The following is a 24923-nucleotide window of genomic DNA, read 5'->3' as shown; positions in this document are numbered from 1 at the left end:
TCTGTCCATTAACCGGGGTCACCAGAAGTGACCGGGCGCACCCGTAACGTGAGAGGGACTCACTCGTTGGGGTCGGCCGGGTCGTCCGGAGCACCGCCGTCCGGGCCGCCCTCGCCGGCCGGTTCGGTCGGGTCGCTGGCCGGGGGCGCGGCGATCCGTAGCGGCTCCCGGTCGACCAGGGGGCCCGGCAGCGCGACCGTGGCGGGAGCGGCGGTCGGCGTACCGGTCAGGGTGAGGGTGCCGGCCGGCAGCCGGGCGGCGGTCAGGGTCCCGTCCGGGGCGTAACAGTAGATGCCGGAATCCAGCGGCGGGCTGACCGACGCCGAGGTCGACTCCACCGCGAAACAGGCTCCCTGGGCGCCGGGCAGCGCCGTGGTGGAGATCGAGAGCGGCGCCTGGCGGTCGGTGAGCACCTCGGGCCAGTCCGTGAACGGATGCTGCATCCGGGGGTCGATACCGGCGTCCAGCGACTGCCCGGGATCGGCCACCCGGACACAACCGGGGGACTCGGGCTGCCCGGCCGACGGCAGCGAGCACTGGAAGGTCCCGGCACTGGTCTGCGCCATCGAAACGTCGGCGGTGCCACCGAGCGCACCGCCGGGGATGTCGACCCGCCACGAGCCGTCCGTCGCCCTGGTCACCGAGATCGACCGGTCCGGTTGCCCCTCGGTCGAGAGCGTGTACCCCGCCACCAGACGGCGGTCCTGCGCGGCGGCGGCGAACGCCGCGAGCTGGTCCCGGGCCTCGGTCGGCCGGCTCGCCGCCGGCTCGGTCGGGGTCGCCGCCGGTGCGGGCGTCCCGCTGCAACCGGTCGACAACAGCGATCCGACCAGCAGGAGTGCCCCGAGCACGGGACGGACGGCGGCCCGCTGCGGCGCCGCCCGGTGCGGGCGGACGGGGGGCCGGTCCCGGTCGGCGGTGGGGTGGGTGGCGACACCGGGGTGCACCCCGCCATTCTGGGCCCAGACTGGCGAAACGAGTGGTCAGCCCAGCTACCGTCGCGTGTCGTCACTAGTCGGATGGTGGGAACGGCTGGTCGGCCCACGCATGTCGGCCGGTACGCTGAGGGAGTCTCACACGGCGCCGCCGGCCTCGACCCGGCGGCGTTGGCACGCTCAGGGCCGGTGCGCCTCGCCCGGCCCAGGGGAAGGAGTCAACCGTCGTGGCACTTGTGGTGCAGAAGTACGGCGGATCCTCGGTCGCCGACGCGGAGCGGATCAAGCGGGTGGCCGAACGGATCGTCGGTGCCCGCAAGGCCGGCGACGACGTGGTGGTCGTGGTCAGCGCGATGGGCGACACCACCGACGAGCTGCTGGACCTGGCCAACCAGGTCAGCCCGCTGCCGCCCGGCCGCGAACTCGACATGCTCCTCACCGCGGGCGAGCGCATCTCGATGGCGCTGGTCGCGATGGCGATCCACAACCTCGGGTACGAGGCACGCTCGTACACCGGATCGCAGGCCGGCGTGCTGACCACCTCGGTGCACGGTCGGGCCCGGATCATCGACGTCACGCCGGGCCGGCTGCGGGCGGCGCTCAACGAGGGCGCGGTGGTGATCGTCGCCGGCTTCCAGGGCGTCTCCCAGGACACCAAGGACATCACCACGCTGGGCCGGGGTGGTTCGGACACCACCGCCGTGGCGCTGGCGGCGGCGCTCGGGGCGGACGTCTGCGAGATCTACACGGACGTGGACGGGGTCTTCACCGCCGACCCGCGGATCGTTCCGAACGCCCGGCACATCAAGACCATCACCTACGAGGAGATGCTCGAGCTGGCCGCCTGCGGCGCGAAGGTACTGCACCTGCGGAGCGTGGAGTATGCCCGTCGGGCGGGGTTGCCGATCCGCGTACGTTCGTCATACTCGACCAACACCGGAACCATGGTGACCGGATCGACGGAGGACCTACCCGTGGAGCAAGCACTTATCACCGGGGTCGCCCACGACCGGAGCGAGGCGAAGATCACTGCCGTCGGCGTTCCGGACGAGCCCGGAGCGGCCGCGCGGATCTTCGAGACGGTCGCCGGAGCCGAGATCAACCTGGACATGATCGTCCAGAACGTGTCCACCGAGGGCACCGGGCGGACCGACATCTCCTTCACCCTTCCGAAGACCGACGGACCGACCGCGATGGCCGCGCTGAGCAAGGTCCAGGAGCAGGTCAAGTTCAAGGGCCTGCTCTACGACGACCACGTCGGCAAGGTCTCGCTGATCGGCGCGGGCATGCGTTCGCACCCGGGCGTGGCGGCCAGCTTCTTCGCCGCGCTGGGCGAGGCCGGGGTCAACATCGAGATGATCTCCACGTCCGAGATCCGGGTCTCCGTGGTCTGCCGCGACACCGACCTCGACGTCGCGGTCCGGGCCGTGCACGAGGCCTTCGACCTCGGCGGTAGCGAGGAAGCGGTGGTCTACGCCGGGACCGGGAGGTAGCCCGCGATGGCGACACTCCCCACGCTGGCGGTGGTCGGAGCGACCGGCGCCGTCGGTACGGTGATGTGCGACCTGCTCTCCTCGCGGAAGAACGTCTGGGGCGAGATCCGGCTGGTCGCCTCCGCGCGGTCGGTCGGCCAGAAGCGGATGTGCCGGGGCGAGGAGTTGACCGTCCAGGCGCTGACCGCGGAGGCGTTCGACGGCGTGGACGTGGTCATGTTCGACGTGCCGGACGAGATCTCCGCGCAGTGGGCGCCGATCGCGGTGTCCCGGGGCGCGGTGGCGGTGGACAACTCGGCGGCCTTCCGGATGGACCGCGACGTTCCGCTGGTGGTTCCGGAGATCAACCCGGAGCAGGTACGCAACCGTCCCAAGGGCATCATCGCGAACGCCAACTGCTCCACCCTGTCGATGATCGTCGCGGTCGCCCCACTGCACCGCGAGTACGGCCTGCGTGAGCTGGTGCTCGCGTCGTACCAGGCGGTGTCGGGGGCCGGGCAGGTCGGCGTGGACACCCTGCACGACCAGCTCTCCAAGATCGCCGGAGATCGGGTGCTCGGCTCCCGCCCCGGAAACGTGCGGCAGGCGGTCGGCGACGACCTCGGCCCGTTCCCCGCCCCGATGGCGCTCAACGTGGTCCCCTGGGCCGGCTCGCTCCGGGACGGCGGATGGTCGTCCGAGGAGCTGAAACTGCGCAACGAGTCGCGCAAGATCCTCGGCCTGCCCGACCTGAAGGTCTCCGCCACCTGCGTACGGGTGCCGGTGGTGACCGGCCACTCGGTCGCCGTACACGCGGTCTTCGGGACCGAGGTCGACGCCGAGGGTGCCCGCGAGGCGCTGCGCAACGCCCCGGGAGTGATCCTGGTCGACGATCCGGCGGCCGGCGAGTTCCCGATGCCGATCGACGCGGTCGGCACCGACCCGTCCTGGGTGGGCCGGATCCGCCGGTCGATCGACGACCCCCGCGCGCTGGACCTCTTCGTCACCGGCGACAACCTGCGCAAGGGCGCGGCCCTCAACACCGCCCAGATCGCCGAACTCCTCGCCGCCGAGTTCATCGCCGCCCGCTGATCGCGGGCGGCTCAGCCGGTGGGCGCACCGGGCCGGCTCAGCCGGTGGGCCGACGACTCGGCCGGCTCAGCCGCCGGTGGCCAGCCCCACTCCGTCCCGGCCCTGCCGCTTCACCCCGTAGAGCGCCTCGTCGGCCCGGCGTAGCGTCAGGTCCGGCGACTCGCCGTCCCGCTGCACCGCCACCCCGACGCTGATCGTCCGACCGATCTGCCGGGCCGCCTCGGTCAACCGCTCGGCGATCCCGACCGCTTCCTCCGGGCGGAGCACCTCGACCACCGCGACGAACTCGTCCCCACCGATCCGGTACAGCTCGTCGCCGTGCCGGAGCGCGCCCTGAAGGGCCCGGGCCAGGTCCACCAGGACCCGATCGCCGGCCTGGTGGCCGTACGTGTCGTTGATCGTCTTGAAGTCGTCGACGTCGACGGCGAGCAGGGCGGTACGCCCCGGGTTCGACTCGGCGATCCGCTCCCCGAAGGAACCCTGGTGACGTAGCCCGGTCAACGGATCGGAACTCGCCTGCTCCCGCAGCCGGGCCAGCCCGCGCAGCCGTTCGAGACAGATCCACGACTGGGCGGCGAGGAGTTCGATCAGGTTGACGGTGGTGGGATCCGGACGCAGCGTACGGGTGTCGCCGACCAGCAGGACCCCGCAGAGTTCGGTCGGTCCGAGCGGTACGGAGATCAGCGTCCGTACCCCGGCCGCGATCAGCAGGTCCTGGTCGGTGGTGGTCGGATGGTCCCCCTCGCCGAGGGTGTACGACGCGCCCGACCGGTGGGCCCGACTGCGCAGCCGTTCCAGCAGCGGCCGACCGGCACCGGCCAGGGCGGCGTGCACCCGCGCCTCCAACTCGTCGGGTACGAGGCTCGGCGTGGCCACCCAGGGACCCGCCGGCCCGTCGAGTACGAAGACCGCCGAGCGGAGCCCCGAGACGTCCCGGGCCGCCTCGACGGCGGCGGTCATCAGATCCGGCTCGGTCGCGGCGACGGTCAGCGCCGAGGCGTGCCGCAGCAGCTTCTCGCTCCGGGTCTCGGCGGGCGGCCCACCCAGTTGCCCGATCCGGGTACCGAGCCTGGCCGCGACCTGTTCGACGGTGTCCCGCCAGGCGTCGAGTTCGACCCCGGTCGTCGTCCACTCCAGGTCCACCACGCCGATCGGGCGCCCCGCCGGGTCGAGGATCGGGGCACAGATCGCCGCCTGCACGTCCGGGCGCAACGGTACGTAATCGGGATCGTCCGTGACCTCCGACACCGTCTCGGCCTTGCCGGAGGCGTAGACCCGGCCGACCACCCCGACCCCGGCGGGTACCGAGGCGAAGACCTGCCAGGATCCGGTAGCGGCGACACAGCGGAGCCGGTCGTGCACCCACAGCAGTACGGCGATCCGGCCTGGGGTGTGCCGGCCCAACGCGGCCACCGTTGCCTGGCACGCCTGCACGGCGGTGGACGCCGTGGGCAGCCTGGTGGTCACGTCGCGGACGACGCGCGAGTGGTCGAGGGACACCGAATCCGATCCGGGGAAGTAGGAGTCCGAGGGGCGGTCCCAAGATTACTCACGGTGCTGAGAAACCGCTGAACGCCGCCTGCGGCGCAAGGAAGGGCCCCTTCTTATCGCTTTTTGTAGAAGAAGGGGCCCTTCTTAACAGTTTTGCCCGGGGAGCTACGTGATGAGGCTCAACGCCGGCTTGATGAGGTCGGCGGGGGCGGTTTGCGGCGAACCGGTGTCGAACGGTGGCTCCGGGGCGTACTCGATGGCGAGCTGTACGGTCTGTGCCGTCACGACGTCGGTCGACTGGGCCAGCAGGGTCAGGGCCATGTCGATTCCGGCCGAGACGCCGGCCGCCGTGACGATTCGCCCGTCCGTGACCACCCGCTCGTGGACCGGCTCCGCACCGAAGTCGGCGAGCCGGTCGACCCAGCCCCAGTGGCTGGTCGCCCGCCTGCCGGTCAGCAGGCCGGCGGCGGCCAGCAGGAACGAGCCCGCGCAGACCGAGGTCGTCCACCGGGTGTGCTCGTGTGCGGCGGCGATCCATCCGACCAGCGCCGGGTCGGAGGTCGCGGCGGCCGTCCCCGGCCCGCCCGGCACGACGATCATGTCCGGACGGGGCAGGTCGGCGTAGGAGGCGGTCGCGGTGATCGCGAGACTGCCCCGGTCGTCGACGACCGGACCCGGCTCGGCGGCGACGAGGGTGACGGTGAAGCCGGGCGCGAAGGCCAGCACCGTGTACGGCCCGACGACGTCGAGCGCGGTGTATCGCGGGTAGAGGGGGATGGCGACATGCATAGTCAACTCTCCTCTTCGAGGCGTGTGGGTTCGAGGTGGGTGGGTTCGAGGCGCGCCGGATGGAGGCGTGTTGGAGCTACTCCGGTCCGGAGCGGAGCGGGGCGAGGGCGGGTGGAGCGGGCTGGTGGCGTACCCGTGGGTGGTTGAGGTCGGGGCGGGCGGCCGTCAGGTCTGCTTCGACCGGAACCGGCGGCGGTAGTCGCCGGGTGCGACCCGCCAGTGCCGGCGGAAGACCCGGTAGAGGGTTTCCGCTGCTCCGAGCCCGGACTCCCGGGCGACCCGGTCCAGCGGGTGGCCGGTGTCCTCCAACAGCCGTCGGGCGGCGTCGGCACGGCTGCGTTCGACGTACCGGCCCGGTGGCAGGCCGATCTGCTCCGTGAAGACCCGGGAGAAGTGCCGGTCGCTCATCCCGGCCCGTCGGGCGAGGGCGGGCACGCTCAGGTCACCAGCCGGATTGGCGTCGATGAAGGCCTGGAGTTCCCGCAACGGTTCGCTGCGGGGCGGCGCGCTGCGCATCGGCGTACTGAACTGGCTCTGCCCGCCCGGTCGGTGCAGGTAGACCACCAACCCGCGAGCGACCTCCCGGGCAACGTCGTGGCCGTGGTCCTCGGCCACGAGGGCGAGTGCGAGGTCGATTCCGGCGGTCACTCCGGCCGAGGTCCAGACGTTTCCGTCCCGTACGTAGATCGGATCGGCATCCACGTCGACGTCCGGGTACCGGGTGCCCAGTTCCGGCGCCGCCAACCAGTGCGTGGTGGCACGCCTGCCGTCCAGCAGCCCGGCCTCCGCCAGCAGAAAGGCGCCGTTGCACACCGAGGAGACCCGACGGGCGGCACCCGCCAGTCGGCGGATCTCCCCGATCAGTTGCCGATCGCCCAGGCGTTTCGGTACGGACAACCCGCCGACCACGACCAGTGTGTCGACCGGTCCGGTGACCTCGTGGAGCGCGACCTCCGCCAGGGTGGTGATCCCCTTGCCGGCCGGTACGCCGCCCGCGCGTACCGCCGCCACGTCGAGTCGATAGCCCCGCTCGCTTCCGACGATCAGGCTCGCGGTCGCGAACACGTCGGACGGGCCGGCCAGGTCGAGTAGCTGGAAGCCGTCGAAGATCACCACCACGACACGTCGTTGCATGCCATTCATGCTGGTCGGAGCAGGGGCGTGGCGTCAACGACACAGGTATTGCAGATTGCGCCAAGGCCGATGCGGGCGCTGGCGGCTTCGCGTTCCACGGCCGCGCCGATCGGTCGGACTGGTCTGTTGCGGGCTTCCCAACACGCCGGGACAAACCAGGACGGCGGTTGGACCCGAGACTAGGATCGGCCAGAGTCTTTGTGATCATGGTGATGGAGAGCCCGGAAGACGAGCCGAAAAGACGGGAGAGCCGAACATGACGAGGCTGCCCGACGAGGTGGTGTCCGCGGTCGGACGGATCACGATCGCGGCCGGCGACCTGGAACTCATCCTGGCCTGGATCGGGGCGGACCAGGCGGGCGGTAACGCGTTCGAGGTGCTTGCCCGGCCCGGCGAGCCGGTGCGGGCGGCCCGGGGGGCGGTCGAGTTCGCGGCCTCGGAGTACCGGCAGGCGTACCTTCCGGTGGTCGAGATCGCCGCCAAGCTCCTCGCCAAGCGGCACGCCGTCGTCTCCGCCATGTGGGTCAGCGAGGCACCCGACGGGTCGGCGGAGCGGTGGGAGCTGCTCGACGACAAGACCCACATACGTCAGCTCGTCGATCCGCGTGCGCTGGACGAACTGGCCCGGCAACTGCTGGAGGCCCGGAACCGCCTGGTGGAGATCGTCACGGCCCAGCTCAACAACGAGCCGGTGCCGACTCCCTGAGGCGGCCCGATCCCGGGTCGCGCGGCGCCTGGCGCCGAACGCGGGAAGGGCTACTGGTAGCGCCGGGTCTCCCACGCTCCAACGTGGAACGAGCGGCTTCCGTCGCTGTGCAGGACGGCGAGACCGGCCGGTTCCGGGCGGTACCGCTCGCCGCGCCGGAGGAACACCGGTGTCCGCAACACCAGCCAGGCGCAGCCCGGACCGGCGGACAACTCATCGATGAGCGTCAGACGGTCGACGTCCTGCCACGGCCACATCAGCAGACCGTACTGGCCGCCCGGCGAAATCGGATACCCCGACCGGAGGCATGGGTGCAGGATGCTCGGAAAGGCCGCGCTTGTCGTTCTGAACACCACCTGTGCGCGTACCAAAGAAGGGTTCTGGGAATGAGTGACGTCCGGACCGAGGAGGTCGCGCCGGAAGACTGGTCGGCATGGCGCGACATCCGTCTGCGCTCGCTGTCCCAGGACCCGGATGCGTTCGGCTCGACCTACGAACACGAGGCGGACTTCGTCGAGGCGACGTGGCGTTCGCGGATCGACGGAACGGGCGGGCCGGGCGTCCTCGCGTACGCGGATGGGGATCCGGTCGGAATGGGCGCCGGCTGGCTCTACGAGCCGGGCCGGCTCATGGTGGTGGCGATGTGGACCGAGCCGAACTGGCGCGGACGTGGGGTGGGGCGACAGGTCCTCGACCACGTGGTCGGCTGGGCCGACGACCGGGCCCTCGCGGTCGATGTCTGGGTCGCCGACAGCAACCCCGGGGCCCGGCGGCTCTACGAGCGGTACGGCTTCCGGCCCGACGGCCAGACGGAGCCGATCCGTGAGGGCAGCGACCTCACCATGAGCCGTCTCGTGCTCGCCCCTGAACGCCCCGCATCACTCTGAGCCAGCAGCACAAATTTGGGGCCTGCTGCATTTTTGGAGTCCAATCCACTTTTTGATAACCTGCCCATCGTGGCAGACGGGCTTCGGGAGCGGAAGAAGCGGCAGACGCGGCAGCGCCTCTCGGCGGTGGCCACTCGGCTCTTCGTGGAGCGGGGCTTCGCACAGGTGACGATCGCGGAGGTCGCCGCAGCGGCGGAGGTCTCGGTGAACACCGTCTACAACTACTTCGAGGCCAAGGAGGACCTCGTCCTACCGCCGGACGAGGCATCTCCTACGCGGATTGCCGAGATCGTGCGGCAACGCGTCCCCGGCCAGTCCGCCGCCGGGGCGCTGCTGAGCCAGCTTCGTGACGAGGTGCGTCGCCGTGATCGCAAACTCGGGTTGACCGAGGGCTTCGCCCCCGTCCTGGAGATGATGCGGGCCACCCCCACACTCAGCGCCCGGCTGGAGGAACTCGGACGCCAGATGACCAATCGGCTCGCGGACCTACTCGTCGAGGAAACCGGGGCGGGCCAGGATGATCCGGTGCCTCGCGTCGTCGCCTGGCAACTCGGCTGCCTGCACTCGCTGGTCTTCGCCGAGATCGGCAAACGCACCACGGCGGGCGAGGGTCCCGAGGCCATCGCCGAGGCGGTCCTGGCCCTGCTCGACATTGTCGAAAGCCTGCTCAGCGAGCAGGTTCTCAGCTATGCCGTACGGAAGGGCTGACATGTTTCGAGTGGTGGTCTCGGGAAAATTCACTGGCTTGGATGACGCCGGCCGTGCCGCCGTGTTGGCGGCGAACGGCGCCGGCTTCACCGAGGCTGGCAGGTTCACCCATGACGCGAGTGTTTCGGCATTCACCTTTCGCTGTCAGGTGTTGGTGGACCCGGATGATGGCGAACACGAGGCCACCCAGCGGGCGATCAAGGCGCTGGATGCGTACGGTCTTCCCTACCACCTGATCCGTATCGCGGCGACGGACCTGCGCGAGGTCAAGATTCGCCGGAAGAGCCGGCGGAAGTAGCGGATTCTCCGGCTCGACACTTCGCGGGGGGTCGGCCACCGATCAGTCGGGTCGGGTGCGGCCTCGGCCGGACACCCCGAGAGCCACATGTAGGAACCGCAGATGATCACGCCGGTGGCGGTGAGCCACACGGCCGTGTGCGGTGCTTCTTCAGGGCGTACGCGCCGAGCAACACGAGGGCGAGGACCGAGAGAACGGCCAGCGGCCGCATCCCGTACCGCAGCTCCAAGCCTCATGGTCGACGCCTCGTTTCCTGGCCACCGACTGCTCCGAGAGGAACGGGCAACTCCGCCGCTCCAGCGTGCGTTCCGCTCGTCGTCACACAGGTTGTTGCCAGCCCTCAGTTCGCAAAGGCGTGACCGCCCAACGGATTCCGACCTCCGGACCTGCGACGAGTGGACGCCAGGCGCTCCCGGAGATGATTCAGGGCCGGCCTCCTAGCAAGGAGACCGGCCCTGAAATGCACTTACTCTGGTCGGGGTGGCCGGATTCGAACCGACGACCTCTTCGTCCCGAACGAACGATCATGGGACGTTGGCCTGCTGGCACACAGTGGATGACCAGCGAACATAGTCCGTCATCGTGCGCCTCCGTTCGCCAGTGTGCGGGACGGTTGTCACTCGGTTCGTCACTCGACCCGCACGCGTGCGGGGACGGCGCGGGCATACGGCCACGGGCGTGACCTTCCGTGGCCGGTAAGGGACCCTGCACCAGCCTCGGGAGTACCTGTATCATGACCTGCACGGATGCCCGGAATAATATTCCTGGCCGACTGTGACCAGGAGGTTCATGTGCTCAGTGAAGCCGAGGCGCGCAAGATCGTGGGGGTCGACGGAGCCGAGAAGCTGATCGAGGTCGTGGAGGGGGCATGGCAAGATCACCTCGACGAAGGTCAGCGACGGGGCATCCGGGCGCGAGCGGCGGTAGTCTGGGAGTACATGATCAGGAGGGCCGACGACGCGTTGGTTGAGGGGATGGAGGGCGTTCGTCGCGCGGAACTTACGGGGTCGGCTGGTTATGTGCTCCGTGAGCGGATGCTCCTCCGGTTCAAGAAGCACAGCCGCGCGCTGTTGTCGAGGAACTACCCCACGCGGATCCAGGTCCGTTTGGACCGGCAAGGCTTTCTTGACGGGATGCCGCAACTTGCCCACGTGACCTGTGGTTACGTCCTTGACAGGGTGGAAGCGAGCATCGAGAAGGTCGTGCTGGTCCGCAAGGTCGCAGGTCAGGTTGAATGGGCTATCGATCTTCGTGAACTGGCGGCCGGGGTCCTTGCGCCCGTCGCGCCGATCCTGCCTTCGCTTCCCGGTTCCGGGGCAGCCGAGATTGCTGCACTGCCCAGCATCGCCCGTGTAGCACGCGAGGAGGATGGTGATGTCCGATGAGTTTAATGCTCGCATGGTCACATTGGCGAGAGAGTCGGAAGGTTTAACGCAGAGTGCCCTGGCGCACCTCGCGGGAATCTCTCAGGGTCATGTTTCCAAAATAGAGAATGGATTCGAGGAACCACATGATGACGTTTTGGAGCAACTCGCCAAAGCGTGTGATGTTCCTATAGAATTCTTCTACCAGAAAGAAGAGGTGCTTGGTGAGGGAGTCGTTGATTTCTATCACAAGAAACGGCTTACGCTTCCAGTAAAGCCGCTGAAAAAAGCAAACGCTCTTGCGAACGTTCGACGACTTGAGGCTGTACGTCTGCTTCGGACGTTGGAGTTTGACTCGGTTGCGCCCTTCCCGTTCTGTTCGCCCGACGAGTCGTGGACTCCTGAAGTTGCGGCCCAATTTGTTCGCGCGACATGGCGAATGCCTCCCGGACCCTTGCCGAATCTCATAGCCTTAATCGAGGCAACGGGCATTCCAGTATTCATTACGAACCTGGGTCACGAGAAGTTGTCGGCAATTTCGATGCCCGGCGTGGCAGGTCGGCACGTTATTGTCCTGAATGGAATGCTACCTGCTTCTGCGCGTCGGTTTGCTTTGGCGCATGAGTTGGGCCACCTGGTTATGCATAACGGATCAGCATCCGATGACATGGAGCGCGACGCCGACGCTTTTGCGTCGGCCTTGCTCATGCCTGCATCGGACATTCGACGCGAGCTGCAAGGGCTTCGATTCCGCGAGCTTGGAGCCCTGAAAGCCAGGTGGCACGTTTCGCTCGCCGCTCTCGTCAAGCGTGCGAGTGACTTGGGGCTAATCACCGAAAGACAGTACCGGACCTCCTTCATTCAGTTGTCGAAGTTGCCGGGTGGACGGAAAAACGAACCTGGCGAGTTCGAGATGGAGGAGCCTCGGTTGATGCGCTACCTCATTGAACACTATCAGAGAGATCTTCAGTATTCGCGAGAACAGGTCGCAAAGCTGATGGTGTTGCATGAGCACAAGCTCGCTGAAATCTATTTCGGCGAGGCTTCGCCGAAGCTTCGCGTCATGGAACCCAAGCGCCATCTGCACTCTGTGCCGATGCCGCCAGCGAACGCCAAGCTCTGGTAGTCCCGAGTGGTGGTAGTGGCGGGGGTTGGGTCTTGCGCTCAGCCCTCGCCACTTCGTTGCGCGGCTGGTCCTCACGTCATCCCGCGACTCTGGAACCCAGCGCGCTGCCGCATTACTGTGATTGCGCACAGTGGCCGGGGTCCCGAGGTATAGCGGGACGCCGGCCAATGCCCATCGAGGGCTAAGCGAGCGGTTGTCGTGCTGTCCAAGCCACGAATCTTTGAAACAGCACCCTGGGGTCTGGTTCGGGTTGCGGATTCAGCTTGTAAAGGTCTTGCAGTGCCGTCATCAACTGCGCCGCCATGTAGACCGCTAGCCCGACCGGCGCACCTGCAAACTCAGCTTTCAGGATCAGGCGCGCCATGCCGCAGGGCCACGGCTGCCCGGGGCAGCCCGAGCACTGCCAGAGCGGCCGGCGGGGCCGGTGGGGCCCGAGTCGGTACGGGGACGGGCGGTCGAAGATCGGGGACTCATTCGGAAAGCTCATCCCTTAAGTGTTGACGTCGTAGTTGTCGACGTCAACAGCAACCGCCGTTGTTTAGCGTCCATCTTGTGGAAGAGTTGGTCGGGGTCGCGGAGATCCGCGAAATGTTGGGCGGCAACCTGTCCCGACAGCGGGTGCATGTAATCACCAGCCACCGAGACTTCCCCGCCCCGGCACAGAAGTTGAAGATGGGGCACGTGTGGTTGAAGCGTGACGTCGAAGAGTGGATCAAAAACCGAAAGTAGACGTTAAGGCTCACCCTCGCGGGTTTCGGTAAGTATCCATTGCAGGTATTCGGGGTTCCCGCCAACTATCGGGGTCGCGATGACGCACGGTACGACGTAGGGGTGTTGAGCGTTGGTTCGGTCGATGATGACGCCGACCAGGCTGCGCCGGGTATGGAGCGCCACCCGAGCCTCCTGGTTGTCATGAACCTCGCCGCTCCATCGATAGATTGACCTGACTGGAGTGATGTTGTGACCGCAGGCAGCAAGGCGGTCGTCAACCAGTTGGCGTGTAAATCCCGCCAGCCACTCTGGGTCCGGACCCGTGATGATGACTTCGCAGACTTCCTCGGTCATGCAGCCGGTCCGATCTGATCCTTCTTGAGTCCGCTGATGGTTTCGCGCGCCTCGGACTCCGATCGACCCATGCCGCCCCAGCCTGTGATGATCTTTCCGTCGTAGCTGACTCCGACCCAGCGCCCCGCCATCCGGAACCCGTGCGGGTGGAGCACGAAGTACATCGTGCCCTTCGAGCGGACCGACCCATCATCGGCCGCATACCAGCCCATCAAGATCTCGTTGTCCCAGATGCGTAGCTCTCCGCGCCAGTGGTAGCCGCCGTCCTCAACGTCGATGCCACGTGTGGCTGTCTGGACGCTGATCACGTCGCCTTGCTGGCGGAACTGAACTTCCTGGGCCGTGATGACCTCCTCTCCGTCCTTGAACGTCTGCCACGACGCCCACCAGTCGCCCGACAGGTTGATCCGGTGGCTCGGTATCCCAGCGAGTTCCCCGACCGAGATCTTCAGTGCGTTGGCGATCGAGACCGCCACCGACAACACGGGCTGCTGCTCGCCAGCCTCATATCGCCTGATTTGCCGTTTGTCGACTCCTGCGGCTGCCGCAAGGTCTGCCTGCGACATCCCCAGTTCACTGCGCCGGTGACGCAGTACCTCCGCCATCTCCATGCCTACATCCTCCGGGGACGGCTTGGTCCCCGCAAGCAGACTCCTTCGTCCGCCCGAGGGCGAATCAGTCCTTGACATGAGGACTACTAGGTCCCCATGCTGTGAGGGCGAATCGGTCCCATGCAAGCGGACTGAAACGCCCTCGGCTGCGGTACGCCGAGGCCCGTCGCTGTACTGCCGGAGGGAAGCAACCGATGCAAGCCAAGGACTGGACAGAGCCGTCGGCAGCGGAACTGGCTGCGATCGAGCATGAGATGCCGCTGATCGAGGCTGAGCTTGACCTGCTGGATGCCGAGATCATCGTGTTGTGCGCTGAGCGAGCGCTCAGCGAGTTGGACTGGCAGCGGGTGCGAAGCGCGCAGCGTCGCGCTTTGCGTGCCGCTGCTTCTCTGTACGACCGCCCTGCCGCATTCGCGTCGCTCCTGCGGATCGCGGCGTAGGTGCTGGTCATGAGCCGGATTCGCGCCGCGTTCTACGACCCGGAGGGTGCCCGGTGGGGCATCCCGACGTGGTGGTGGAGAGGTGCCCCCGCTGGCTACGCCACGCGGCGTCAGCTGCGGGCTCGTGGCTTGCGGCCCGGTGGTCAGCCGGTAGCCGCGCAAGTCCTCTGGTCCGGAATCGGCGGCACTCGTGCCGCCTACCTGTACCGGATCGATCTCGCGAAGCCGAAGCGGACCGTGACCCCGCGTCAGCGTGCGGCGATCGGTCGGGCGCTTGCCGCCCGCCGGACCTGTCCCACGTGCCGGGTGGTTCGCGACTACTACATCCCACGCTCGCTCGGCGAGTGCCTTGACTGCGACGGAGGGCATCTCTCATGACCACCCCCACGATGAACAGCGTCTACCCGCGACAGGTTGCCGAGCTGCTTCCGGCCGCGCGGGACCTGACCGAACGCACGGGCGCCATCCCGTCGCGGAACCGGCTGATGAAGGAGTTCCGGGTAGGCCGGGACAAGGCCAAGGCCCTGTTGGAGGCGTTGAACACCGACACCGCGCTGCCGGCCGCCGACCCGGTTGAGGTGACCGGAGAGATGCCCCCCTCCCCGGTTGAGCCGGTCGCGGACACCCGTGCAGCCCCGGACACGGTCCTGAGTACGACGCGGACGCCTGAAGCGGTTGAGCCGGTCGCGGACGCTCCGGCGCGGGTGGCATCGGCGCTGCCTATCCCGTCCGTAGCCCCGGGGTCCAACATCACCTCCGCGCCCCGGCGGGCGACGGCACCGGCGCGGCCGTGGGTGTTGCTGCTGTTGGCCGCGCCCGCGTTCGTCGCTATCTGGTCGGGGTGGGTCGGACTCGGTGGACTCACCGGGTTCGGTGTGGTCCACCCGCTGCCGGGGATCTGGGACAGCTTCTCTTTGAACACGGCGATCACGCTGCCGATCGGTGTGGAGGCGTACGCCGCGTACGCGTTGCGGGCGTGGCTGTCCGGCAGTGTTCCGGCGCGCGCTCGCCGGTTCGCGAAGTGGTCCGCGATCGGCTCGCTGGTGCTCGGTGCTCTCGGTCAGGTCGCGTACCACCTGATGGAGTCCGCCGGCATTACCGCCGCCCCGTGGTGGATCACCACCCTGGTTGCCTGCCTGCCCGTGGTCGTGCTCGGCATGGGCGCCGCCCTGGCACACCTGCTGCACAGCACGGACGACGAAGCCTGATTTCGCCCGGCGGCACGGCCCTATGGCCTCGACAACCGATGCCGTGCCGCCGGTCCCTAGCCCCCCCGAGAAAACTCAGATGGAGGAAGCACCATCATGACTGCCCCTGATGAGAACCGGTTCGACTGGCAGGCCGCAGAAGCCGAACTGACCGACACCACCGGGCCGGACGCCGAAGTGGTGGACCTGGACGACGCCCGCGCCCGCCGGGTGCCGCAGCCCCGACCGCCGGCCGACGCCGACAGCGACCAGGCCGACACCGAGGACGCGGAAACGATCGATGACGGCCCGGACCGGGTCGGCGGGCCGGTCGACACCGCTGACGCGATTCCGGCTGAGGTGCTGGCGCGGCAGCGTGAGCGCCGGCCGATCCTGGCCGAGTGGGCGCGTTCGTGGCGCGGCCTGTGGGCCGCTGTCCGACACCAGAGCAAGGACGCCGGCTACGTGACCGCCTACCACACGGTGCGGGTGCCGAAGTACGCCGCGAAGACCGCTGTGTGGGCGCCAGTTGGCCTGTTCCGTGGCCTCGGTCGGGCGCTGCGGTGGGCCAGCGCTGAGGAAGGTAACTGGGATCTGCGGCAGGCCGCCGCGCGCCGTGGTGAGGCGGATGTGTGGCTCAAGCTCGACGCGCGCCGGCAGCGTCAGTCGGTATGGCGGTGGTGGGTCCTCGCCGCCGGCGCCGTCGCGATGGTCGTTGGCGCGGTCGTGCTGGCGTTCGGACCGGTGTGGTGGCGCTACGCCGCGCTGATGGCGGTGGTGCCGCTGCTGGCCACGCTGGGCCGTCCGGCGGACCGGCCGATCACCGACCGGGTGACCGAGGGCAACCGGTACCGCAAGCTCACCGCCGAACTGGTGCGCCGGGCGCTGACCTCGTTGCAGATGCCCGCGATCAACAGCGCGGTTGCCAAGGACCCGAAGGCGATCAGTTTCCCGGTCGACATTCACCGCGACGGCCCCGGACACCTCGCGGTCGTGGATCTGCCGTACGGAGTGGAGGCTGCCGAGGTGGTCGCCCGGCGCGGCAAGCTCGCCTCCGCGATGCGGCTACCGCTGGACCAGGTGTGGCCCGAACCCGCACCGGGACACACCGGCCGCCTGGCCCTGTGGGTCGGCTACGAACCGGCGTCGCAGATGAAGCAACCCGCCTGGCCGCTGCTGTCCGCGTCGGCGAAGGTGGACGTGTTCAAGGCGTTCCCGTTCGCGACCACCCCACGGCTGGACACGGTGGCGGTGGACCTGATGTTCCGCAACTTCCTGTTCGGCGGGCAACCCGGGTCGGGTAAGACGTTCGCGCTGCGGGATCTGATCCTGGCCGCCGCACTCGACGCGCGTACCGAGATCCGGGGTTACGAACTCAAGGGTGTCGGTGACTTCGCTGTCCTTGAGCCGGTTATGGCCGAGTACGGCAACGGCTTCGATGACGAGACGTTGGCCCGGTGCTTCGCGTTCATCGAGTGGCTGTACGAGGAGTGCCGCCGCCGGTCGAAGCGGATCGAGCACTACGCCCGGTTGGGCAAGGCACCGGAGAACAAGGTCACGCCGGAACTCGCGTCGCTCAAGGGGTCGGGGCTGCACCCGCTGGTGGCCTGGTTCGATGAGTTGCAAGAGCTGATGACCAGCAAGTTCGGCAAGGACGCCGGGGAACTTCTGGAGAAGGTCATCAAGCTCGGTCGGGCGCTCGGTGTGATCATCCTGATCGGTACGCAGATTCCGGACAAGGACAGCCTGCCGACCGGCATCACCCGCAACGTCAACTCCCGGTTCTGCCTCTCCGTGGCTGACCAGACCGCGAACGACATGATTCTCGGGACGTCGGCGTACAAGAACGGCTACCGGGCGACGGTGTTTCAGCCGGTCATCGAGGCCGGGTGGGGCATCCTGCGCGGGTTCGGTCCGAAGGCGTCGGCGGTGCGGTCGTTCTACGTCGACACCACCGCCGCCGCCCGGATCGTCGCCCGTGCGGTCGCGCTGCGGACCACGGCCGGAACGCTGCCCAAGGCCGGCGAGCAGACCCGCGACGTCGGGCCGGTCGCCGACGTGCTCGGCGACTTGGCCCAGGTGTGGCCGGGGGACGAGAAGCAGGCGTGGAACGAGACGCTGTGCGCGCTGCTGGCCGAGCTGCGGCCCGAGGTGTACGGCGGGTGGGAAGCCGCGCAGCTCACCACCGCGCTCAAGCCTCACTCCCTGGTAAAGGTCGGCGACGTGGGGCGGCGGATCGACGGCAAGGCGACCACCCGGCGCGGCATCAAGCACACCGACCTCTTGAAGGCGATTGCGGAGCGTGACCGGAAGCGATCCGCCGGCTGACACCACGCGGGCTGCTAGCGCTAGCACCCCAACCTGCTAGCGCTAGCACCTCCGCTAGCAACCAATCCGAATCATGAGCTGCGGTCTAGCGGATAGCAGCTCACGGCCTCATACACCCAAAAACCGGCCCAGGAGGCACCTGTGACCCCCTACCTGACCGCCGCTATCGCCGTCGCCGCGATCCTCGCCCTGATCACGCTCGGTTACTCCGGACTGTGCTGGATCAAGCCGTTCAAGACCTGCACCCGATGCGCCGGAACCGGCCACACCACCACCTGCATCCTCCGACGCAACCGCGCGTGCCGCCGCTGCGACCACGGCCTACGGCTACGCACCGGCCGACGCGTCTTCAACTACTTCCACCACCTGCGCACCGAGGCCAACCGATGAACCGCCGACCGGACCTCCACACCGGATGGTGCGCCCGCGACCACCGCTGCAACCACGCCGAGCACCGGTCCGACGCGATCATGGTCGACCTGCCCGGTCACGGTCGCGCCGTCCTCACCCGCGTCCGGACCGCCGACGGACGGGAGCACGCCGAACTGCGCCTGCGGGTAGCGCTCGCCCCGGCCGAGCCGGCCGCCCGCCGGCAACTGCGCACGATCCTGACCAGCGCTCGCGACCTGGTCAACCGCGCCACCACGACCGACCGACCGCGCCCCGGTCGGCGGGCCGCCTGATGGACCGCGACCGGGCCGGCCGGTGCCGGCACTGGATCGGCCCGGCCGCCCGGCACTGCGACAGCACGGAGCAGATCCGCCTGTTCCTGTACGGCCCGCGCTGCCCGCAACACACCCCGGCCGCCATAGCCGGTCGCCCGGAAGCACCCGCCACGCACGAACTGATCCGACCGGAGGGAACCATGCTCGACCTGCTCGCCCCCGCGCTGCGGTACGCCGAACGAGGATGGCCGGTGTTCATGCTCGCCCGGTCGAAACGGCCGGTGGCGAACTGCCTGCCGTGCCGTGACGCCGACGACCACCACGCCCCGGCCGCATGCGCATGCCTGACCTGTCACGGCTTCTACGCCGCTACCACCGACCCGGAGCAGGTTGCCGCGATCGTGGCCGCTGTCCCCGGTGGGCAACTCGCGTTGCGGACCGGCGTGGCGTCCGGGGTGGTGGTGGTCGACGTCGACCCGCGCCACGGTGGTGACGACAGCATGACCGCCCTGATCGGCGCCCGACTACTACCGCCGACCCTGCACGTGGTCACCGGTTCCGGTGGCCGGCACCTGTACTACCGACACCCCGGACCGCCGGTGGTGTCCCGGCCGATGCCCGACCGACCCGGCATCGACATTAAGGCCGACGGCGGGTACGTCGTGCTCCCCCCGTCAGTGCACCCGCGAACCGGCCGCCCGTACCGGTGGGTACCGGGTCGGCCGGTAGAGGAGATGCCCCCCGCGCTGGTTGAGGCGTGTGATCCGCCCCCGCCGGCACCCGCACCGACCGCACCGGTCGGACCGATCACCACACACGCGGCGGAGGGCATCTCCCATCCCGACCGACTCCTCGCCGCACACCTGCACGCGGTGACCACCGCCCCGGAAGGCGCCCGCCGGACCACGTTGTACGGCGCGGCCCGAGGCGTCGCCCGGATGGTCGCCGCACACGCCATCGACCAAGCCGACGCCGTCACCGCGCTCACGGCCGCCGGCCGGCAGGCCGAGCAGACCGACCGGGACATTCGTGCCGCCATTCGTGGCGGATTCCAGGCTGAGGGAGTCGCAGCATGAATCAGAACACCTTGCCGACCGGCCGCGCCATCGACGGCGCGGCGATCCTGGACGATCTACACGCCTGCCTGACCCGGTACGTCATCCTCCCGTCCGCCGAAGCCGTTGACGCCGTGGTGTTGTGGGTGGCTGCGACACACGCACAGACCGCATGGGCGCACGCGCCCCGCCTTGTGATCCGGGCGCCGGAGAAGCGGTGCGGCAAGTCCCGACTGCTCGACGTGGTGGAAGGCACCTGTCACAACCCGCTGATCACCGTCAACGCCAGTCCGGCCGCCGTCTACCGCGCCATCGGCACCGACCACCCGCCGACGTTGCTGGTCGACGAAGCGGACACCATCTTTGGCGGGAAGAGCGCCGAAGCCAACGAAGATCTACGCGGACTGCTCAACGCCGGACACCAGCGCAACCGGCCCGCGATTCGGTGGGACAACAACACTCACAGTCTGGAGAAAATCCCGACGTTCGCTATGGCAGCGCTCGCCGGTATCGGCGCCATGCCGGACACCATCGAAGACCGAGCCGTTGTCGTCCGGATGCGGCGCCGCGCGCCGGGCGAGACGGTTGCGCCGTACCGGCACCGTCGCGACAGTCCGGCGTTGCGTCGACTGGCCGAGCGGTTGACCGAATGGCTCGGCGCTCACCTGGTCGACCTGGAAGCGGCGGAACCGTCGATGCCGGTCGAAGACCGCGCCGCCGACACCTGGGAACCCCTAGTAGCTGTCGCCGATCTGGCTGGGAGCAGGTGGCCGCAGCGTGCGCGCCTCGCGGTGACCACCCTCACCGCGGAATCCGACGACGCGGGAAACGTCTCCAACCGCATCCGGCTACTGGCCGACGTCCGCACCGCGTTCACGGTGCTCGGCGAACCGGGCGCCGCATCCACAAGCGACCTGCTGACCGTGCTGAACGGCGACGACGAAGCGCCCTGGTCGGACAGCGGACCGGCCGGACTGACCGGGAAGCGTCTCGGCGACCTGCTCCGCGACTTCGGCATCACCTCGACCAAGCTCCGCTTCCCCGTCGGACAGGCCAAGGGCTACACCCGAGACGCCTTCACCGACGCGTGGAACCGGTACTGCCCGGCACCGCCCGCCGAGCAACGCGAGACACCCTCCACCGGGGTATCCGTACCATGCGTACCAAGCTCCTTTTCCCAGGTCAACCCTGGTACGGATTGCCTGCCTGGTACGCATCAAAGCGTACCGGCGACCCGACGCGGTCATGCCCCTGGTACGCATCAAAGCGTACCGGCACACCAATCCGTACCAGCCCTGAGCAGCCAAAACCAGCTTGGTACGCATGGTACGGATACCCCCCGGCCACGCGTCACCGGCCGCCGGGCATGACTGCCCGACCGGCCGCCGAACCGGCCCCCTCAGACGCCCTCAGAGCGTTCGGCGCATCCATGGATACCCAGCGATCGCAGATCTTGCCGCTGCCCGCCTCTCGGACCCGGTCCCAAACGGGCTGTGTCTCGTCGCCCCCCGGACCCTTCGCCGACCACAAGCTGAGCGGAAAGGCGCCCACGATGCACGTCAAGGCTCTCTACCGCGTCTCCGAAGCCATGGCACTACTCAGTATGAGCCGAACCGTCATCTACGAGCAGATGCGTGCGGGCCGACTCCGCTACGTCCGGCAGGGCACCGACCGGCGCATCCCCGCCAGCGCCATCACGGACTACGTCTTGCTACTGGAACGCGAAACCGCACGAGGAGTTGCCGCCTGATGAGCAAGCGTCGAAGCCGTGGTGACGGCGGACTGCACTGGGACGAAGCCCGGCAGCGCTGGATTGCCTCCGTCACCACCGGCTACACCCCCGCCGGAAAGCGCATCGTCCGGCGGGGCAGCGGCAAGACCAAGACCGAAGCCAAGAACAAGCTCAAGGAAGTCCTACGCGACCACGAAGACGGACTCACCGTCGCACCGCAGGGCTTCACCGTCGCCCAGGCCGTGACCGACTGGCTCAGCTATGGACTTAGCGGAGTCGCCAAAGGCACCGCCGATAAATGCGGCTACCTATGCCGGGGACACATCATCCCCGACCTGGGCGCCCGTAAGCTGCGCGACCTCAGCGCGGAAGACATCGATCGGTGGCTAGCCGACAAAGCCAAGAGGCTGAGCACTCGGACCCTCCGGGAGTTGTACGCCTGTCTGAACCGAGCGGTTAATCGGGCCATGGCTCGGGACAAGGTAAAGCGCAACGTGGTTGCGCTCTGCTCGATCCCGAAGGGCCAGGACGGGCGCCCCTCGAAGTCGCTCACGCTGGATCAGGCCAAGGCCGTACTGGCCGCAGCCGAAGACACCCGCCTGTACGCCTACGTAGTGCTCTCCCTGCTGACCGGTGCCCGGACTGAGGAGCTACGGGCACTCACCTGGGAGCATGTCGACCTTGATGGCCGGCCGGATGATGACCCGCCCGCGCCGCCCTCGATGGAGGTATGGCATTCCGTCCGGGCCGGTGGCGACACCAAGACGAGGAAGTCTCGGCGCACGCTGGCCCTGCCTCTCCGGTGCGTTACCGCGCTTCGGAAGCACAGGCAGATGCAGGATCGGGACCGGAAGCGGGCCGGTGTGGACTGGCACCACACCGGGAACGTCTTTGCCTCCTTGGCCGGTACCGAGCTGGACGCAGCCAACGTTCGGCGGGCGTTCCGGCGGGTGGCGAAACTCGCGGGACTCAACCCGGGCGACTGGACGCCCCGGGAACTGCGGCACAGCTTTGTGTCGGTGCTGTCCAGTAGCGGTGTGAGCCTGGAGGACATCGCCGATCTGTGCGGCCACTCCGGCACGACAGTTACGGAGAAGGTCTACCGGCACCAACTCCGGCCGGTGCTTCTCAACGGCGCGGTTGCGATGGACCGCATTTTCGCTCTCGGCTGACGGGCGCAGCCGGCCGCGTGATAGCGCTGAATTGAGCGGCGGGAGTGGAAGAATAGGCGGACGGCCCTTCCTGCGGTAACAGGTTGGGCCGTCTGTTGCGTCCTGTACTAGCGGAGGAGCTTGTGTAGGCGATGCGCCACCGTCAGCGCCGTCAGAGCGAAGGTGACGCCACCGGCAAGGATGCCTAGGGCTACGCCGGTTGTCGTCCCGAGAGGGACAACGGCTTGTGTGGCGGTAGCTAGTCCGGCAGCGGTCCCGGCCAGCACGCCGAGGAACAAGGAGATGAGCAGGATTAAGAGAACCCGCTGAGATACCAGGTGTCTATGTCCCTCACCAGCGTCGGCGGGTTCTTCAGACCTGTCGCGAACCGTCGATTCAGGGTTGCGAGGCTGGGGGACACCTGAAACGCGATTTTGTCTCAGATTCTCGGTTGGCATGCCTCTGCCGACCCCTTTACTTCTTGGCACGAGTCCTCCTGGACCGCTTGCAAGGTGGCACTACCTCGGACGGGAAGCCTTGCCCCGGCAAAACGCTCCAATCCGGTTACCGCCGGGTTGGAGCGGGGCAAGGGACTTCCAAGCAGTTAACGAGGGCTATTCGGCAGGCGTTACGCGAGGAAGATAACGATTTTGATCGGCGCCAATCGACTACGGACCGAAGTTGACCGATCGCGCTCTGAATGTATGGCGCGATGCTCATATTCGCGCACGCGCCCGTTGCCTGCCGTGGCATCCTTCGTTCTCTGGTGATGAGATGTGGGCCGCTACTGAGACCCCGGCGGCACCCACCTCGGACAGGACGGCCCTCTGTTACCGCAGGGGGTCGTTCCCCTGTTCTGCGCAGCCCTCAGCTGAGTTCCTCGCGGCTAGCTGGCCCGGCCGCCGCTGTACTCCTCCTGGGGGCAGCCGCGCCCAGTCCCCTCCACCGTCTGCGGGTGTAGTCACTCAGATAGTCACTCAGGAAGCACTAGAGGGCATATCCATGGATCGGATATGCCCTCTGACCTGGTCGGGGTGGCCGGATTCGAACCGACGACCTCTTCGTCCCGAACGAAGCGCGCTACCAAGCTGCGCCACACCCCGAGGCGTGCCGAGCAATAGTAGCCCACCCGCCCCGCCGATCAAATTCGGTATCCGGGCCGGTGCGTCCGGCCCCACCCGGACCTGTGGGGGAGGCGCCGGAGCCGACCCGGCGTACCGCCGGAGCGCCCGAGGGCTCAGCGGGGGATGAGCGTCAGCAGCGATGCCTCGGGCCGGCAGGCGAACCGTACCGGGGCGGTGGGATGGGTGCCGAGGCCGGCGGAGACGTGCAGCCAGGCGTCCGAGTCGGGCCAGCGGTGCAGGCCGCGTGCCATGGACCGGGGCAGGTCGCAGTTGGTGGTCAGGGCGCCGACGAACGGGACCCGCACCTGCCCGCCGTGGGTGTGCCCGGCGAGCAGCAACTCGAAGCCGTCGGCGGCCATCTCGTCCAGCACTCGGGGCTCAGGCGAGTGGGTGAGCCCGATGGCGAGGTCGCTCCGCTCCCCGACCCGTCCGGCGACGGAGGAGTAGTCGTCGCGTTCGATGTGCGGGTCGTCCACGCCGACCATCTCGATCAGCCGACCGCCGGACTTGATCGTCGTACGGGCGTTGTTCAGGTCTGCCCAGCCGGCGCCGACCAGCACCTCACGCAGGTCCTCGAACGGCAGGTCGACGCCCTGCACGTACTCCCGTTCCGGCAGGAGGTAGCTGAACGGGTTCTTCCAGACGGGTCCCCGGTAGTCGTTCGAGCCGAATACGAACGCGCCCGGATAGTCGAGCATCGGTTGCAGGGCCCGCAGCGCGCCGGGTACCGCCTCGGGATGCGCGAGGTTGTCACCGGTCACCACGACCAGGTCGGGATCGGTGGCGGCCAGTGAGGCCACCCACGCCTGTTTGCGGCGCTGGTCGGGCATCATGTGCAGGTCCGACAGGTGCAGGATGCGCAGCGGTTCGGCGTCGGTGGCCAGTACGGGTACGTCGTACCGGCGCAGGGTGAACATGTTGCGCTCGACGAGCGAGGCGTACGCCAAGGCGGCGCCGCCGGCCACGACGGTCCCGGCGGCCAGCTGGAATACTGTGCGCTTTCGCATGCCGCTCAGGGTAGTTTGACCGTCCATGGGCACCTTGAAGGACCTCCTGACCTCAGACATGCGCACCGCGCTGAAGGCTCGCGACGAGTTGACCACCTCGACGCTGCGGATGGCCCTGGCGGCGATCGGTAACGCCGAGGTGGCCGGCAAGGCGAAGCGGGAGCTCTCCGACCAGGAGGTGCTGGCGGTGCTCACCAAGGAGGAGAAGAAGCGCCGGGAGGCGGCGGCCGCGTTCGGTGACGCCGGCCGGGCCGAGCAGGCGGACCGGGAGCGGGCGGAGGGTGAGGTGCTGAACCGGTACCTGCCCAAGCAGCTCCCCGACGAGGAGTTGGCCGAGCTGGTCGCGGGGGCGCTGTCCGCCGGTGGGTTCACCGACCGGGGGCAGATGGGCCCGGCGATGAAGGCGGCGCAGGCCGCGGTCGCCGGCCGGGCCGAGGGCGGCCGGGTCGCTGCGGAGGTACGCCGCCAGCTCGGCGCCGGATAGCGGTCGCAGACCCGCCAGCGGACGAAGCACGGGCGGACACAGAAAACGCGGACACAGAACGGGCGGACACGA

General features: G+C 68.3%; 28 protein-coding genes and 1 tRNA gene. 20 read left to right on the top strand and 9 right to left on the bottom strand.

Annotated elements, in window-relative coordinates:
* Positions 1–59: 59 nt before the first annotated feature.
* On the bottom strand, positions 60–947 hold the full coding sequence (locus tag ACFP2T_RS04965) for a hypothetical protein (protein ID WP_377417660.1): 888 nt from the start codon (positions 945–947) through the stop codon (positions 60–62).
* Positions 948–1162: 215 nt separating this feature from the next.
* On the opposite strand from ACFP2T_RS04965, the gene ACFP2T_RS04960 reads away from it, so the two are divergent.
* Positions 1163–2428 (top strand): aspartate kinase, encoded by a 1266-nt coding sequence (locus ACFP2T_RS04960; RefSeq protein WP_377417658.1) that lies wholly within the window; start codon positions 1163–1165, stop codon positions 2426–2428.
* Positions 2429–2434: 6 nt separating this feature from the next.
* Positions 2435–3499 carry an aspartate-semialdehyde dehydrogenase gene (locus tag ACFP2T_RS04955; RefSeq protein WP_377417656.1) on the top strand — a complete coding sequence of 355 codons (1065 nt, stop codon included), beginning with the start codon at positions 2435–2437 and terminating at the stop codon, positions 3497–3499.
* A 66-nt stretch (positions 3500–3565) separates the two neighbouring features.
* Here ACFP2T_RS04955 and ACFP2T_RS04950 read toward each other — a convergent pair whose 3' ends face one another.
* The 3 genes from ACFP2T_RS04950 to ACFP2T_RS04940 all read right to left on the bottom strand — a co-directional run bounded on the left by ACFP2T_RS04950 (position 3566) and on the right by ACFP2T_RS04940 (position 6913).
* Entirely contained in the window at positions 3566–4999 is a 1434-nt protein-coding gene (locus ACFP2T_RS04950) for a sensor domain-containing diguanylate cyclase (protein ID WP_377417654.1), read from the bottom strand.
* A gap of 156 nt (positions 5000–5155) precedes the next feature.
* Positions 5156–5779, bottom strand: coding sequence for a DJ-1/PfpI family protein (locus tag ACFP2T_RS04945; protein ID WP_377417652.1), 624 nt, complete (start codon positions 5777–5779; stop codon positions 5156–5158).
* Between the two features lie 165 nt (positions 5780–5944).
* Entirely contained in the window at positions 5945–6913 is a 969-nt protein-coding gene (locus ACFP2T_RS04940; protein WP_377417650.1) for a GlxA family transcriptional regulator, read from the bottom strand.
* Positions 6914–7169: 256 nt separating this feature from the next.
* On the opposite strand from ACFP2T_RS04940, the gene ACFP2T_RS04935 reads away from it, so the two are divergent.
* Complete coding sequence (locus ACFP2T_RS04935; RefSeq protein ID WP_377417648.1) at positions 7170–7619, top strand: hypothetical protein; 450 nt, start codon at positions 7170–7172, stop codon at positions 7617–7619.
* A gap of 50 nt (positions 7620–7669) precedes the next feature.
* Here the strand turns inward: ACFP2T_RS04935 and ACFP2T_RS04930 are convergent, their stop codons facing one another.
* Positions 7670–7876, bottom strand: a complete 207-nt coding sequence (locus ACFP2T_RS04930; protein ID WP_377417646.1) for a hypothetical protein — start codon at positions 7874–7876, stop codon at positions 7670–7672.
* A gap of 129 nt (positions 7877–8005) precedes the next feature.
* On the opposite strand from ACFP2T_RS04930, the gene ACFP2T_RS04925 reads away from it, so the two are divergent.
* The 6 genes from ACFP2T_RS04925 to ACFP2T_RS04900 all read left to right on the top strand — a co-directional run bounded on the left by ACFP2T_RS04925 (position 8006) and on the right by ACFP2T_RS04900 (position 12731).
* On the top strand, positions 8006–8506 hold the full coding sequence (locus ACFP2T_RS04925) for a GNAT family N-acetyltransferase (RefSeq protein WP_377417644.1): 501 nt from the start codon (positions 8006–8008) through the stop codon (positions 8504–8506).
* 69 nt (positions 8507–8575) lie between these two features.
* Positions 8576–9214 carry a TetR/AcrR family transcriptional regulator gene (locus ACFP2T_RS04920; RefSeq protein WP_377417642.1) on the top strand — a complete coding sequence of 213 codons (639 nt, stop codon included), beginning with the start codon at positions 8576–8578 and terminating at the stop codon, positions 9212–9214.
* A 1-nt stretch (position 9215) separates the two neighbouring features.
* A complete protein-coding gene (locus ACFP2T_RS04915; protein WP_377417640.1) occupies positions 9216–9512 on the top strand; it encodes a DUF6204 family protein in 297 nt (98 codons plus the stop codon).
* A gap of 791 nt (positions 9513–10303) precedes the next feature.
* Positions 10304–10897 (top strand): hypothetical protein, encoded by a 594-nt coding sequence (locus tag ACFP2T_RS04910; protein ID WP_377417638.1) that lies wholly within the window; start codon positions 10304–10306, stop codon positions 10895–10897.
* The gene (locus tag ACFP2T_RS04905; RefSeq protein ID WP_377417636.1) at positions 10887–12002 is read left to right on the top strand and encodes a helix-turn-helix domain-containing protein; all 1116 of its coding nucleotides are present in this window, start codon (positions 10887–10889) and stop codon (positions 12000–12002) included. Before ACFP2T_RS04910 ends, ACFP2T_RS04905 begins: the two co-directional genes overlap by 11 nt.
* 552 nt (positions 12003–12554) lie before the next feature.
* Positions 12555–12731 (top strand): hypothetical protein, encoded by a 177-nt coding sequence (locus ACFP2T_RS04900; RefSeq protein ID WP_377417634.1) that lies wholly within the window; start codon positions 12555–12557, stop codon positions 12729–12731.
* Between the two features lie 3 nt (positions 12732–12734).
* Here the strand turns inward: ACFP2T_RS04900 and cutA are convergent, their stop codons facing one another.
* Together cutA and ACFP2T_RS04890 are read right to left on the bottom strand one after the other, a co-directional pair.
* Positions 12735–13067 (bottom strand): divalent-cation tolerance protein CutA, encoded by a 333-nt coding sequence (cutA, locus tag ACFP2T_RS04895; RefSeq protein ID WP_377417632.1) that lies wholly within the window; start codon positions 13065–13067, stop codon positions 12735–12737.
* Complete coding sequence (locus ACFP2T_RS04890; RefSeq protein ID WP_377417630.1) at positions 13064–13678, bottom strand: helix-turn-helix transcriptional regulator; 615 nt, start codon at positions 13676–13678, stop codon at positions 13064–13066. Before ACFP2T_RS04890 ends, cutA begins: the two co-directional genes overlap by 4 nt.
* 194 nt (positions 13679–13872) lie before the next feature.
* Here ACFP2T_RS04890 and ACFP2T_RS04885 point away from each other — a divergent pair, with 194 nt between their 5' ends.
* From ACFP2T_RS04885 to ACFP2T_RS04840, 10 genes are all read left to right on the top strand, one after another.
* Positions 13873–14118: a DUF6284 family protein gene (locus tag ACFP2T_RS04885; RefSeq protein ID WP_377417628.1), complete on the top strand. Its 246-nt coding sequence runs from the start codon at positions 13873–13875 to the stop codon at positions 14116–14118.
* A 9-nt stretch (positions 14119–14127) separates the two neighbouring features.
* Positions 14128–14496, top strand: a complete 369-nt coding sequence (locus ACFP2T_RS04880; protein WP_377417626.1) for an RRQRL motif-containing zinc-binding protein — start codon at positions 14128–14130, stop codon at positions 14494–14496.
* On the top strand, positions 14493–15326 hold the full coding sequence (locus tag ACFP2T_RS04875) for an ABC transporter permease (RefSeq protein WP_377417624.1): 834 nt from the start codon (positions 14493–14495) through the stop codon (positions 15324–15326). Before ACFP2T_RS04880 ends, ACFP2T_RS04875 begins: the two co-directional genes overlap by 4 nt.
* A gap of 96 nt (positions 15327–15422) precedes the next feature.
* Positions 15423–17633, top strand: a complete 2211-nt coding sequence (locus ACFP2T_RS04870; protein ID WP_377417622.1) for a P-loop NTPase family protein — start codon at positions 15423–15425, stop codon at positions 17631–17633.
* A gap of 141 nt (positions 17634–17774) precedes the next feature.
* Positions 17775–18023, top strand: coding sequence for a hypothetical protein (locus ACFP2T_RS04865; RefSeq protein ID WP_377417620.1), 249 nt, complete (start codon positions 17775–17777; stop codon positions 18021–18023).
* A complete protein-coding gene (locus ACFP2T_RS04860; RefSeq protein ID WP_377417618.1) occupies positions 18020–18316 on the top strand; it encodes a hypothetical protein in 297 nt (98 codons plus the stop codon). The genes ACFP2T_RS04865 and ACFP2T_RS04860 overlap by 4 nt, the downstream gene beginning before the upstream one ends.
* 182 nt (positions 18317–18498) lie before the next feature.
* Positions 18499–19374: a bifunctional DNA primase/polymerase gene (locus ACFP2T_RS04855; protein ID WP_377417930.1), complete on the top strand. Its 876-nt coding sequence runs from the start codon at positions 18499–18501 to the stop codon at positions 19372–19374.
* On the top strand, positions 19371–20723 hold the full coding sequence (locus ACFP2T_RS04850; protein WP_377417616.1) for a DUF3631 domain-containing protein: 1353 nt from the start codon (positions 19371–19373) through the stop codon (positions 20721–20723). Before ACFP2T_RS04855 ends, ACFP2T_RS04850 begins: the two co-directional genes overlap by 4 nt.
* A 182-nt stretch (positions 20724–20905) precedes the next feature.
* Entirely contained in the window at positions 20906–21103 is a 198-nt protein-coding gene (locus ACFP2T_RS04845; protein WP_377417614.1) for a helix-turn-helix domain-containing protein, read from the top strand.
* On the top strand, positions 21103–22257 hold the full coding sequence (locus tag ACFP2T_RS04840) for a site-specific integrase (protein WP_377417612.1): 1155 nt from the start codon (positions 21103–21105) through the stop codon (positions 22255–22257). The genes ACFP2T_RS04845 and ACFP2T_RS04840 overlap by 1 nt, the downstream gene beginning before the upstream one ends.
* A gap of 1005 nt (positions 22258–23262) precedes the next feature.
* Here the strand turns inward: ACFP2T_RS04840 and ACFP2T_RS04835 are convergent.
* A tRNA-Pro gene (locus ACFP2T_RS04835) sits at positions 23263–23339 on the bottom strand.
* Between the two features lie 134 nt (positions 23340–23473).
* The gene (locus ACFP2T_RS04830) at positions 23474–24367 is read right to left on the bottom strand and encodes a metallophosphoesterase (protein ID WP_377417610.1); all 894 of its coding nucleotides are present in this window, start codon (positions 24365–24367) and stop codon (positions 23474–23476) included.
* 25 nt (positions 24368–24392) lie between these two features.
* Here ACFP2T_RS04830 and ACFP2T_RS04825 point away from each other — a divergent pair, with 25 nt between their 5' ends.
* A complete protein-coding gene (locus ACFP2T_RS04825; protein ID WP_377417608.1) occupies positions 24393–24851 on the top strand; it encodes a GatB/YqeY domain-containing protein in 459 nt (152 codons plus the stop codon).
* Positions 24852–24923: the final 72 nt, after the last annotated feature.

The sequence above is a fragment of the Plantactinospora solaniradicis genome, from assembly GCF_042658085.1.
Taxonomy (GTDB): domain Bacteria; phylum Actinomycetota; class Actinomycetes; order Mycobacteriales; family Micromonosporaceae; genus Plantactinospora; species Plantactinospora solaniradicis.
The sequence above is the reverse complement of the archived record's forward strand: the minus strand, read 5'-3'. Positions and strand labels throughout refer to the sequence as shown.